A 12,386-nucleotide genomic window follows, 5' to 3' on the forward strand; every position below is an offset into this window, starting at 1 on the left:
CGCTTCGACGGCTTCTCGCTGACCGTTCGAAAAGGGATCCCGGCACGCGCCGGGGTCCCTTTCTATTCGTGCCGGAGTGCGTCGATCGGATTGAGAGAGGCCGCCCGGCGCGCCGGGAAATAGCCGAACACCACGCCGATGATCGCCGAGATCGCGAAAGCGATGACGTTGATGCGGACGTCGAACAGGAAGGGCAGCCCGCCCAGCCACGACATCAGCACGATCGCCAGCTGCGCGAGCAGCAGTCCGATCACGCCGCCGAGCATCGACAGCACCACCGCCTCGACCAGGAACTGCATAAGCACTTCGCTCGCCACCGCGCCGATCGCGAGGCGGATGCCAATCTCGCGGGTGCGCTCGGTCACCGAGACGAGCATGATGTTCATGATGCCGATGCCGCCGACGACGAGGCTGATCCCGGCCACCGCGGCGACGATCTGGGTGAGCAAGGTCGTCGTGCCGGTCAGCGTCGCGCTGATCTGGGCGGTGTCGAAGATGTTGAAATCGTCCTGCTTGCCGCCGCTGATCTGGCGCCGCTCGCGCAGCAGATCGGTGATCGCCGACTGGACCTGCGCACTGTCATAATCGGGATCGGTGCCGACCAGCATCAGACTGATGTCGCGATTGCCGGAGAAGCGGCGCTGGACCTGCTTGATCGGCATGATCACGACATCGTCCTGATCGCCGCCGAAACCGGCCTGGCCGCGCGTCGACAGCACGCCGATGACGTCGCACGAGATGCCGTTGACGCGCAGCCGCTCGCCCACCGCATTGCCGCCGCGGAAGAGATTGGTGCGCACGGTGTTGCCGATGATGCAGACGCCCTTGCCGGCCTGTTCCTCGGCGGGCGAGAAGATGCGCCCTTGGGCGAGCGGCCAGGGCTGGACCTTGAAATAATCATTGGTGGTGCCGTTGATCGTCGTCGACCAGTTGGCGCCGTTATAGATTGCCGTGGCGCTGCTCCCGGCCTGCGGGGCAACCGCGGTCACGCCGGTGATCTGGGCGCGGATCGCCTGGACATCCTCGGGCTTGAAATTGGGTGGGCGGGGCCCGCCGCCGCCGCGGCCGAAGCCCTGCCCGGGGCGGATCTGGAGGATGTTGGTGCCGAGCGCCGAGATCTGCTGTTGTACCGCTGCAGTGGTCGCCTTGCCGAGCGTCACCATGGTGACCACCGCGGCGACGCCGATGATGATGCCGAGAGCGGTCAGGATCGAGCGCAGCTTGTGCCGCAGGATCGATCGGATCGCGAGAACGAAGGTGGTACCGAACATTATTGCGCCACCGCCTCGCCCTGATGATGCTGCGCCTCGATTCGCTCGACCAGCCCGTCCTTGAAATGGATGATGGTGCGCGCGAACGCAGCCATGTCGGGTTCGTGGGTGACCATCAGCACGGTGATCCCGCTCGTCTGGTTGAGATCGGTGAGCAGCCGCATGATCTCGACCGAACGCTCCGAATCGAGATTGCCGGTCGGCTCGTCGGCGAGCAGTACGTCGGGATTGGTGACGATCGCGCGGGCAATGGCGACACGCTGCTGCTGGCCGCCCGAAAGCTCGGCAGGGGTATGATCCCACCATTGCTTGAGCCCGACCTTGTCGAGCGCTGCCAGAGCCGCCTCGCGCCGCTCCTTCTTGGGATCTCCACGATACAGCAGGGGCAGTTCGACATTCTCCAGCGCCGAGGTGCGCGCGAGCAGATTGAACCCCTGGAAGACGAAGCCGAGATATTTGCGTCGGAGCAACGCGCGCTGGTCGCGCTCGAGCGTCTCGACATGGAAGCCCTTGAACAGAAACTCGCCGCCCGAAGGCACGTCGAGACAACCCAATATGTTCATCGTCGTCGACTTGCCCGATCCCGAGGGCCCCATGACTGCGACGAAATCGCCGGCCTGGATGTCGAGATCGATGCCCTTGAGCGCCTGGAACTGCGTGGCGCCTTCACCATAGGTCTTGGTGACGCCGCGCAGCCGTATCAGGGGAGCGTCACTGTCCGCCACGCTGGCCTCCGCTCTGGCCGCCCGCCGCGCCCGCCTGGCGGCGCTGGCCGCTGCCCGAGCCCTGGCGCTTCTGCCCTGCCGAGCCGGAAAGTTGGCCGGTGATCACCTTGTCGCCGGGCTTCAAGCCGCCGCCGGTGATTTCGGTTACGGTGCCGTTGGTGTCGCCGACAGTCACGGGCACGGGCTGGGGCTGGCCGTCCGTGCCGAGGATATACACCGTCTGCTGGGCCGATTCCTTGCCGCCTGCCGTCTTCGCCGCGCCGCCCCCCCGCCGGGGCCCGCGCGGGACCAGCGCGCCGGCGATGCCGCTGGTGCTGCTCGCGTTCGGACCGGTGCTGGTCGGGGTGAAGCGCAACGCGGCGTTGGGCACCAACAACACATTGGACTTGGACTTGGTGACGATCTCAGCCGTGGCCGTCATGCCCGGGCGCAGCTGTTGATCGGCATTGGAGACGCTCAGCGTCGCGGCGTAGGAGACGACCTGCGACGAGGTGGTCGATGTCGTCGTGCTGCTCGAACTGCTGGTCGAAGCCGTCAGGTTCGAACCCAGATCGACGCGGGTGATCGTCGCGGGAAAGGTCTTGCCCGGGAAGGCATCGACCGTGAAGCTGGCGATCTGGCCCTGCTTGACCGAGCCGACATCGGCCTCGTCGATCGCAACCTGAAGCTCCATCGCGCTCAGATCCTCGGCGATAACGAACAACGTCGGCGTGCTGAACGATGCCGCGACGGTCTGGCCCTCGTCGATCTGGCGGGCGAGCACCACGCCGTTGACGGGCGAGCGGATCACCGCCTTATAGCGCTGGGTTTCGTTGGACGACAGCGCAGCGCGCTGCGACACGACGTTCGCCTGGGCTGCGCGCAGATTGGCGACGGCGCGTGCGACATCGGCGCGCGCGGTCTCCATCTCGACCTTGGCAGGCACCTTGCCGCCCGAAAGCTTGCTGACTTCCTCGAGCCGCGCGAGATTGGCCTGGCTTTGCGCAACGGTCGCCTGGTTCTGTGCGACGGTGGCGAGTGCGGCATTGAGCGTCGCTTTGCTCTGGGTGATCGCATCGTCGAGCCGCGAGGTATCGAGCACGGCGAGCGGCTGGCCCTTCACGACGCGATCGTTGACGTCGACGGTGACCGTCTCGACCAGGCCGGACAATTCCGAACCAACCTGCACCTGATTGGTCGGCGCGAGCTTCCCGGTCGCCGATACGGTGACGGTGAGTGCGCCGCGCTCGACATCGTCGGTGGCATATTGCGTCTCGGTCGATCCGCCGAACACGCGGAACAGCACGAACACAATCGCCAGCAGCACGATCGCGCCGACGATCCATTTGAGCCAGCGCCGCCACCACGGCCGCGCCGGCGTGCCGAGGAACTCGTTCAGATTGGCGTTGGGGTCAGTTGCCATTCGTGCCGCCTGTAATGGGTGCCTGGGGAGTGACGCGCGCGTCCCAGCCGCCGCCGAGCGCGGTGTAGAGCTGGATCAGCGCCGTCGCCTGATCGGACTGGGCCTGCGACAGGCCGTTGCGGGCCGAGAGCAGCGAACTCTCCGCCTGGTTGAGCGTGATGAAATCGGTCAGGCCCGAGCGATATTGCAGCCGCGCGAGCAGTGCCTGGTTGTTCGAGGCGTCGAGCGCGATGCGGAACTCGGCCTCGCGCCGCTGCGCCGCCTGAAGCGCGACAATCGCGTTCTCGATATCCTCCAGGCTGGTCAGCACCGTCGATTTATAGGCGAGGAAGGCGCCATCCGCTGCCGCCTGGGCCGAGCGGATCTGGCTGCGGGTGCGCCCGGCGTCGAAGATCGTCTGGGCGATGTTGCCGAACAGGCGCCCGGTGAGCACGTCGAAGATCGACGAAAGCGCGCTCGATCCGGCATCGATGCTGCCGCCGATCGCCAGCGAAGGATAGAGCTGGGCCTGCGCCACGCCGATCTGCGCGGTGGCGGCGGCAAGGTTGCGCTCGGCGGCGCGAATGTCGGGGCGCTGGCGCAGCGCATCGGCGGGGATGCCTGCCTGGACGATCCCGGGCCCGCGGGGGATCGGCTTCACGGCCTCCAATTCGCCCTTGAGCGCGCCGGGCGCCTGTCCGGTAAGCACGCCCAGCCGCGAAACGAAGCCGTTGTAATTGGCCTCCAGCGTCGGAATTGACGCAGCGGTCTGTGCCCGCTGCGCTCGCGCCTGCTCGGCATCGAGCGAAGAGACCAGCCCGGCCTGCACCCGCCATTGCGCGATCTGGAGATTGTCGTCCTGCAATCCCAGCGAATCCCGCGCGTTGGCGAGATTGGCCTGGGCGAGCCGGGCGAGGACATAGTTGCGCGCGGTCTCGGCCTGGATCGAGATCAGCACCGCGGCATAATCGAACCCGGCCGCCTCGTAGCTCGCGCGCGCCGACTGGACCCCGCGCCGCACGCCGCCGAACAGATCGACCTGGTAATTGGCGTCGCCGCCCAGCGAGAAGCTGGTGTTGCCGCCCTGCGAGAACGAGGTCACGCTGCCGTCGGGGAGCGTGGTCGTCGTCGTCCCGCCGCGCAGCGGTTCGCTGCGCGAGACGCCGGCCGATGCGCTGACGCTGGGAAACAGGCTCGCGCGCTGCTGCACCAGCGATTCGCGCGCCTGGCGCAGCCGGACGACGGCCTGGGCGATGTCGAGATTGGCGGCCTGCGCGCGCTCGACCAGCGATCCGAGCACGGGATCGTCGAACTTTTGCCACCAGCGAGTGAGGTCTTCGCGCGCGGCCTGGTTGGCGGCAACGGAATAGCTGTCGGGAACGCCGAGCTCGGTGGCGCTGCGCGGATGATAGTCGGGCCCCGCCGTGCACGCGGCAAGCGGCAGCGCGAGCGCAAGGAGCGATGGAAGGGTGGGGCGTGGCATGGAAGGCACCATGGTTTCGGACGCGGTTCAGTTCCATCCTTTTATTGTCGTAAGATGTCACAAGGTTGCTGACCACTCCCGGAGACGCTTATTTTCGTGCCGGCCTGCCCCTGCTTGCCTCGCCGCGCATCGCCGACCTAAAGAGGCGCCCCAAGGAGAGAGCAATGGCCGAAGACCTGTATCCTGTGCCGCCGGAATGGGCGCGCCGCGCGCGCGTCAATGCGGCAGGATATGAGAAGCTCCACGGCCGCAGCCTGGCCGATCCCGGCAGCTTCTGGCTCGAGCAGGCGCGCCGGCTCGATTGGATCAAGCGCCCCGAAGTCGCCGGCGACTGGTCGTTCGACGAAGCCGACTTCCACATCCGCTGGTTTCCTGACGGCAAGCTCAACGTCGCGGCGAACTGCATCGATCGCCATCTCGCCAGCCGCGGCAACGACGTCGCGATCCTGTGGGAGCCCGACGAGCCGAGCGAGGCGCCGCGGCGCTACACCTATCTCCAGCTCCACGAAGAGGTCTGCCGCTTCGCCAATGTGCTCAAGGCACAGGGCGTCCAGAAGGGCGACCGCGTCACGCTCTACATGCCGATGATCCCCGAGGCGGCGTTTGCGCTGCTCGCCTGCGCGCGGATCGGCGCGATCCATTCGGTGGTGTTCGGCGGCTTCTCGCCCGAGGCGCTCGCCGGGCGGATCAGCGATTGCGATTCGAGCGTGGTGGTCACCGCCGACGAGGGCCGCCGCGGGGGCAAGAAGGTGCCGCTCAAGGCTAATGTCGATATCGCCGCGCAGCACACCAGCTGCCTCCAAAAGGTGATCGTCGTTCAGGCCACCGGCGGCGGCGTCGACATGCAGGACGGCCGCGACGTCTGGTATCACGAAGCGGCGGCGCGCGTGCCGGCCGAGTGCCCGGCCGAGCCGATGGGCGCCGAGGATCCGCTTTTCATCCTCTACACCTCGGGATCGACCGGCAAGCCCAAGGGCGTGCTCCACTCTTCGGGCGGCTACCTGCTCTGGGCGAGCTACACCCATGAGCTCGTCTTCGATTACAAGCCGGGCCAGGTCTATTGGTGCGCCGCCGATATCGGCTGGGTCACTGGGCACAGCTATATCGTCTATGGCCCCCTTGCCAACGGCGCGACGACGCTGATGTTCGAAGGCGTGCCCAACTGGCCCGATGCGTCGCGCATCTGGCAGGTGGTCGATCGCCACAAGGTCGAGATCCTCTACACCGCGCCGACCGCACTGCGCGCGCTGATGCGCGAGGGCGACGACTATGTGACGAGCACCTCGCGGAAATCGTTGAAGCTGCTTGGCACCGTCGGCGAGCCGATCAATCCCGAGGCGTGGCGCTGGTATCACGACGTGGTCGGCGAGGGGCGCTGCCCGATCGTCGATACCTGGTGGCAGACCGAGACCGGCGGGCACATGATCACCCCGCTGCCAGGCGCCACGGCGCTCAAGCCGGGATCGGCGACGGTGCCGTTTCCCGGCGTCGACCCGCAGATCGTCGACACCGAGGGCAATGTCCTGCACGGCGCGACCGAGGGCAATCTGGTCATCGCGCGGAGCTGGCCGGGGCAGATGCGCACCGTGTGGGGCGATCACGATCGCTTCTTCCAGACCTATTTCACTACCTATAAGGGCAAGTATTTCACCGGCGACGGCTGCCGCCGCGATGCCGATGGCTATTACTGGATTACCGGCCGGGTCGACGATGTGATCAACGTCTCGGGCCATCGCATGGGCACGGCCGAGGTAGAGAGCGCGCTGGTGCTCCACGCCAAGGTCGCCGAGGCCGCGGTGGTCGGCATGCCGCACGACGTGAAGGGGCAGGGCATCTATGCCTATGTTACCTTGAACGCGCATTGCGTGGCCGACGAGGCGCTGCGCAAGGAGCTCCGCGATTGGGTGCGCACCGAGATCGGCCCGATCGCCACGCCCGACGCGATCCAGTTCGCGCCGGGGCTGCCCAAGACGCGCTCGGGCAAGATCATGCGGCGAATCCTGCGCAAGATTGCGGAGGGCGATGTCTCCAGCTTGGGCGACACGAGCACGCTCGCCGATCCTGCGGTGGTCGACGATCTGGTGGCGAACCGCGTAACGGCGTGAGGCGCGCGCTACTGGCGCCGCACGCAGCGGCGCGATAGAGCAAGCGCGATGGCGGCGAAGCACCCCTTCAGGCTAGACCGGCGCACGCTGCTGATCGGCGGTGGCGCCGGGGTCGGGCTGGTGGTCGCTTGGGCGGTCTGGCCGCGGGTCTATCCCCCAATCTGACCGCGGCGCCCGGCGAAAGCCTGTTCGGTGCCTGGATCAAGATCGGCACCGACGGCCATGTCTCGATCGCGATCCCGCAATGCGAGGAAGGCCAGGGGGTCTACACCGCGCTGCCGCAGATCGCCGCGGACGAGATGGGCGCCGACTGGCGGCTCGTCGGAGTAGAGCCCGCACCGATCAATCCGCTTTATGCCAACGCGCTCGGCGCCGAGACGCTGTTCGAGGCGGCGATCGGCCGGATGCCCGAGAGCCTACGCAAGACCTTCGTAACGCGCACCGGGCTGATGCTCACTGGTGGATCGACTTCGGTGCGCAGCTTCGAAGGCCAGCTCCGCCATGCCGGCGCGGCGGCACGCGCAGTGCTATGCAAGGTGGCGGCGCGGCGCTGGGGCGTGGACTGGAAAACCTGCAGCACCGCCAATGGCTATGTCATCGGCAACGGCCAGAAGATCGGCTTCGGCGCGCTGGCGGCCGACGCCGCGGGCGAGGACGTGCCGGACGCTATCCTGCCGCGCGAAGGCGATGTGCTGCGCCTCACCGGCCAGCCGCTGCCGCGGCTCGACGCGCCGTCCAAGATCGACGGCAGCGCCAATTTCGCCGGCGACATCCGCTTACCCGACATGGTCTTCGCCTCGATCCGCCACGGGCCGGTCGGCGACACCGCGCTGGTCAAGATGGACCGCGCCGCGGCGGACCGCGTGCCGGGGATGCGCGCGGTGGTGACGACCGACAATTGGGTGGCGACAATCGCCGACAATTGGTGGGCAGCGGACCGCGCGCTGGAGGCGATGCGGCCGCGCTTCAAGACGCCGCCCGAAGTGGTCAACAGCGATTCGATCGAGGCGGCCCTGAGCGCGGCATTCGACGGCACCGGTCAGCGCGTCCACGAGGCCGGCGATCTCGCCGCGCAGTTCCGCGGCGCGCGGCTGATCGCGGCGGAATATCGCGTTGGGCTCGCGCTGCATGCGCCGCTCGAACCGATGACCTGCACCGCATCCTATGCCGATGGCCGGCTGACCTTGTGGCTGCCTACCCAGGCGCCCGGCCTTGCGCGCGCCGCCGCGGCCAGGGCGGCCGGGCTGGGCGAAGGCGCAGTGACGATCCACCCGATGCTCGCCGGCGGCTCGTTCGGCGCCAAGCTCGAGACCGAGGCCGCGGCCGAGGCGGCGCTGCTCGCGGTGCGGATCGGCCATCCGGTCCAACTCACCTGGCCGCGCGGCGAGGACTTCCGCCGCGATCGCTTCCGTCCCGCCGCGGCCGGGCGGCTGACCGCGAAGCTCGACGAACGCGGGCACATCAGCGGCTGGCTCACCAAGATCGCGGCCCCCGAGACCGGTCGCGAACTCGCCCGGCGGCTGCTCGGCGGCGCGATCCTGCCTTCGGCCGCGCTGGCGCTGCCCGGCGATCCGTCGGCGGTCGCGGGCGCCTTGCCGGCCTATGCCATTCCCCATCTCGCAGTCGATCACCATCCCGCGGCGATCGGCGTGCCGACCGGCTATTGGCGCTCGGGCGCGCATAGCTACAGCTGCTTCTTCACCGAGAGCTTTCTCGACGAGCTCGCGCATGTTGCCCAGCAGGAGGCGGTGTCGTTCCGCATGGCGATGCTCGGCCAGAACCCGCGGCTGGCGCGCTGCCTCCAGCTCGCCGCGCAATTGGGTGGCTGGCAGGGCGGGCAGCCCGGAAGCGGGCAGGGCATCGCCTGCCACGCCTTCCGCGGCTCCTATATCGCGGTGATGGCCGAGGCGCATCTGACGTCGGACCGGCGGGTCAAGGTCGAGCGGCTGGTCGCGGCAGTCGATTGCGGGCGCGTGGTCAATCCCGATCTGGTCCGCCAGCAGATCGAGGGCGGGCTGATCTTCGGCATGGCGGCGGCGACCGGCGCGAGCACCGGCTTCACCGAGAATGTCGCCGACGTCCGCGAAATCTCCGAACTAGAACTGCCGACGCTGGCGAACACCCCCGATGTCACGGTGGAGATCGTCCCCAGCATCGCCGATCCGGGCGGAGTTAGCGAACTCGCCGTGCCGCCGGTGGCGCCGGCGATCGCCAATGCACTTCAAGCCTCGACCGGCGTGCGCTTTCGCCGGCTTCCTCTGCTATCGGATGCCGAATGAACCTTCCTCCCGGTCATCCCGCGCAGCCGGCGCCGCGCATCGGCGTGCTGCTCGTCAACCTCGGCACTCCCGATGCGGCCGAGGCGGCGGCGGTGCGGCGCTATCTCGCCGAGTTTCTCTCGGATCCCCGCGTGATCGAAATCCCGCGGCTGGCCTGGCTGCCGATCCTCCATGGCATCATCCTGCGCACCCGGCCGAAGAAATCGGCGCATGCCTATGCGCAGGTCTGGACCGAGGGCGGCTCGCCGCTCGCCGCATTCACGCGGGCGCAGTCGGCCGCGTTGCAGGGGGCGTTCGGGCCCGACGTCCTCGTCGATTATGCGATGCGCTATGGCCGGCCGGCGATCGGCGACCGGCTGCGCGCGATGAAGGAGGCCGGCTGCCAGCGCATCCTCGTCGCGCCGCTCTATCCGCAATATTGCGCCGCCACCACGGCGACCGCCAACGACAGCGCCTTCGCGACGCTGGCGGCGATGCGCTGGCAGCCCGCGCTGCGCACGCTGCCGCCCTATCACGATGATCCGGCCTATATCGAAGCGCTCAAGGTCTCGGTCGAGGCCTCGCTGGCGCGGCTCGATTTCGTGCCGGACGCCGTGCTGGCGAGCTTCCACGGTATGCCGCAGCGCACGCTCGAGCTCGGCGACCCCTATCATTGCCATTGCCGCAAGACCGCGCGGCTGCTCTCCGAAGCGCTCGGTCGCGAACTGATCGTCACCTTCCAGTCGCGCTTCGGCCGCGCTAAATGGCTCGAACCCGCCACCGATACGGTGCTGGCCGGGCTGCCGGGCGAGGGGATCAAGCGCATCGCGATCGTCACGCCGGGCTTCTCCGCCGATTGCGTCGAGACGCTCGAGGAGATCGCGATCCGCGGGCGCGAGACCTTTGTCGAGGCCGGGGGCACCGATTTCGCCTGCCTGCCTTGCCTCAACGCAAGCGACGAAGGCATTGATATGCTCAAGAAGATATTGGGCCGGGAGCTTGCGGGCTGGACCGCGCCTGCCTAGGCCTGCCGTAACGTCGGCGAACGAAGAGGGAGAGGACGACATGGCACGCATAGCGATCGTGACGGGGGGAACGCGCGGTATCGGCGAGGCGATCAGCCTTGCGCTCAAGGACGCCGGGATGACGGTCGCCGCCAACTATGCCGGCAATGACGAAAAGGCCCAGGCCTTTACCGAACGCACCGGCATCAAGGCTTATAAATGGGATGTCGGCGATTTCGACGCGTGCGCGGAAGGCGTGGCCAAGGTCGAGGCCGAGCTGGGCCCGGTCGACGTGGTGGTCAACAATGCCGGCGTCACCCGCGACGGCACGATCCTCAAGATGACCCGCGAGATGTGGGAAGACGTGATCCGCATCAATCTCGGCGGCTGCTTCAACATGGCGCACGCCACTTTCCCGGGCATGCGGAGCCGGAAGTGGGGCCGCATTGTCAATATCGGCTCTATCAACGGCCAGGCCGGGCAATATGGCCAGGTCAATTATGCCGCGGCAAAATCGGGCATCCATGGTTTCACCAAGGCGCTGGCGCAGGAAGGCGCGCGCGCCGGGGTGACGGTCAACGCGATCGCGCCGGGCTATATCGACACCGACATGGTCGCCGCGGTGCCGCCCGAGGTGCTCGAGAAGATCGTCGCTAAGATTCCGGTAGGCCGGCTCGGCCAGGCGAGCGAGATCGCGCGCGGCGTGGCGTTCCTGGTCTCGGAAGAAGGCGGGTTCGTCACCGGATCGACGCTGTCGATCAACGGCGGGCAGCACATGTACTAGGCCCTAGGGGCGTAAGCTGCCGGCCGAGCACGGCCACTAGCGGATGTTCGCGAGCGGCAAAGCGGACACTGAGTGCTGACCGGTAGCTGGCGCCCCAGTTGCGGACATTGGCCCACCACTCGTCATCCGGGCCTGACCCGGGGTGACGAATAGAAGGTCCGCTAACCGCCCAATCGGCCGCTCAGTGCTGACGCCGATGGGTTCGCACCAAAAGCGAGGGGCCGGCCCTCGAAAGGACCGACCCCGACCCTCGATACGCAACGCGAGGGAAACTCTGCGCAAAGCTCTACCGCCGCGCGGATGATTCGTTTCTGAACGGCTTGTTGTCTGAGGTTCATCTTTGCCGGGCTGGCGGCCAGGGCGCCAACCGCTATGACCAAGCCGATGCGTATCTGGTTGCTCCCATTCCCGCTGCTTCTGGCATTGGCGCTGTCGTCGTCGGAGAAGGGCACGCGTTCGATCCTGGGCGACCATGCGGAGATGGCCGCGACGCGCGTGGCGATCGATCCGCGCGATCCTGCCCGCACCCAGGTCGGCAAGCTTAGTTTTCTCGGCGGCCTACGGCTCACCAGCCCCGATCCGGCATTTGGCGGCTTCTCGTCGCTGACCGTCGAGGGCGATCGCTTCACGCTGCTGAGCGACAACGGCAATATCGTCCGTTTTCGCATGGGCGCCGATTGGCGGCCGCGCGAGCTCAGCTTCGGCGATCTTCCCGGCGGGCCCGGTACCGGACGCCTCAAGGAGGATCGCGATTCGGAGGCGATGACGATCGATGGCGCCGGGCATCGCTGGGTCGCGTTCGAGAATGACGGCGGGATCTATCGCTATGATGGTGCCTTCACCCGCGCCGAGCGCCACGCCTTTCCCAAGACGATGCGCAAGTGGCGCCAGGATTACGGGCCGGAGTCACTGGTGCGGCTCTCCGATGGGCGCTTCATCGTGTTGTGCGAGGGGCGAGTCGATCGGCGGCCCAATCGGCCGGCATTGCTGTTTGCCGGCGATCCCACCGAAGCGCCGGACAAGGTGACCAAATTCACCTATCTGCCGCCCGACGGATATAGCCCGAGCGATGCCGCGCAGTTGCCCGACGGCCGGCTGGTGGTGATCAACCGGCGCTTCAGTGCGCCGCCCACTTTGTTCAGCGTGAAGCTGACGATCGTCGATCCGCGGGCGATCCGCGAGGGCGCGATCGTGAAGGGCACCGAGATCGCGGCGCTCGAGCGTCCGCTGCTCCACGACAATTACGAGGCCGTCGCGGTCACGCGCGAAGGCGGCGCGACGATCCTGTGGATCGCCTCGGACGACAATGCGCAATTCTGGGAATGGTCGCTGCTGCTCAAGTTCCGGCTCGACGCCTGAGCGGCGTGCGCCAGAC

General features: G+C 67.5%; 8 protein-coding genes and 1 pseudogene. 5 read left to right on the forward strand and 4 right to left on the reverse strand.

Annotation, left to right across the window (positions count from 1 at the left end; translation table 11 throughout):
• Positions 1–62 precede the first annotated feature (62 nt).
• From AB2M62_RS19635 to AB2M62_RS19650, 4 genes are read right to left on the reverse strand one after another with little or no spacing between them, the layout of a single operon-like run.
• Complete coding sequence (locus AB2M62_RS19635) at positions 63–1,271, reverse strand: ABC transporter permease (RefSeq protein WP_404336557.1); 1,209 nt, start codon at positions 1,269–1,271, stop codon at positions 63–65.
• Positions 1,271–1,996 carry an ABC transporter ATP-binding protein gene (locus AB2M62_RS19640; protein WP_404336559.1) on the reverse strand — a complete coding sequence of 242 codons (726 nt, stop codon included), beginning with the start codon at positions 1,994–1,996 and terminating at the stop codon, positions 1,271–1,273. Before AB2M62_RS19640 ends, AB2M62_RS19635 begins: the two co-directional genes overlap by 1 nt.
• Positions 1,983–3,398: an efflux RND transporter periplasmic adaptor subunit gene (locus AB2M62_RS19645; protein ID WP_404336561.1), complete on the reverse strand. Its 1,416-nt coding sequence runs from the start codon at positions 3,396–3,398 to the stop codon at positions 1,983–1,985. Before AB2M62_RS19645 ends, AB2M62_RS19640 begins: the two co-directional genes overlap by 14 nt.
• Positions 3,388–4,860, reverse strand: a complete 1,473-nt coding sequence (locus tag AB2M62_RS19650; protein ID WP_404336563.1) for an efflux transporter outer membrane subunit — start codon at positions 4,858–4,860, stop codon at positions 3,388–3,390. Before AB2M62_RS19650 ends, AB2M62_RS19645 begins: the two co-directional genes overlap by 11 nt.
• Before the next feature lie 164 nt (positions 4,861–5,024).
• Here AB2M62_RS19650 and acs point away from each other — a divergent pair, with 164 nt between their 5' ends.
• From acs to AB2M62_RS19675, 5 genes and pseudogenes are all read left to right on the forward strand, one after another.
• On the forward strand, positions 5,025–6,965 hold the full coding sequence (gene acs, locus AB2M62_RS19655; protein ID WP_404336565.1) for an acetate--CoA ligase: 1,941 nt from the start codon (positions 5,025–5,027) through the stop codon (positions 6,963–6,965).
• Between the two features lie 48 nt (positions 6,966–7,013).
• Positions 7,014–9,244 (forward strand): annotated as a pseudogene (locus AB2M62_RS19660) (molybdopterin cofactor-binding domain-containing protein).
• Positions 9,241–10,248, forward strand: coding sequence for a ferrochelatase (gene hemH / locus AB2M62_RS19665; RefSeq protein WP_404336567.1), 1,008 nt, complete (start codon positions 9,241–9,243; stop codon positions 10,246–10,248). Before AB2M62_RS19660 ends, hemH begins: the two are co-directional and overlap by 4 nt.
• Positions 10,249–10,288: 40 nt before the next feature.
• Positions 10,289–11,011: an acetoacetyl-CoA reductase gene (gene phbB, locus AB2M62_RS19670; protein ID WP_404336569.1), complete on the forward strand. Its 723-nt coding sequence runs from the start codon at positions 10,289–10,291 to the stop codon at positions 11,009–11,011.
• A gap of 372 nt (positions 11,012–11,383) precedes the next feature.
• Positions 11,384–12,370 (forward strand): esterase-like activity of phytase family protein, encoded by a 987-nt coding sequence (locus AB2M62_RS19675; RefSeq protein WP_404336571.1) that lies wholly within the window; start codon positions 11,384–11,386, stop codon positions 12,368–12,370.
• The last annotated feature ends 16 nt before the right edge of the window (positions 12,371–12,386 follow it).

Origin of the sequence: Sphingomonas sp. MMS12-HWE2-04 (genome assembly GCF_044881185.1) — a bacterium.
In the GTDB taxonomy this organism is placed as follows: Bacteria; Pseudomonadota; Alphaproteobacteria; order Sphingomonadales; family Sphingomonadaceae; genus Sphingomonas.

Bases quoted from the DNA above. Each gene is read 5' to 3' on its own strand.
- AB2M62_RS19635 (WP_404336557.1), bottom strand. From the start codon at position 1,271: ATGTTCGGTACCACCTTCGTTCTCGCGATCCGATCGATCCTGCGGCAC.
- AB2M62_RS19645 (WP_404336561.1), bottom strand. From the start codon at position 3,398: ATGGCAACTGACCCCAACGCCAATCTGAACGAGTTCCTCGGCACGCCG.
- AB2M62_RS19650 (WP_404336563.1), bottom strand. From the start codon at position 4,860: ATGCCACGCCCCACCCTTCCATCGCTCCTTGCGCTCGCGCTGCCGCTT.
- acs (WP_404336565.1), top strand. From the start codon at position 5,025: ATGGCCGAAGACCTGTATCCTGTGCCGCCGGAATGGGCGCGCCGCGCG.
- hemH (WP_404336567.1), top strand. From the start codon at position 9,241: ATGAACCTTCCTCCCGGTCATCCCGCGCAGCCGGCGCCGCGCATCGGC.
- phbB (WP_404336569.1), top strand. From the start codon at position 10,289: ATGGCACGCATAGCGATCGTGACGGGGGGAACGCGCGGTATCGGCGAG.
- AB2M62_RS19675 (WP_404336571.1), top strand. From the start codon at position 11,384: ATGACCAAGCCGATGCGTATCTGGTTGCTCCCATTCCCGCTGCTTCTG.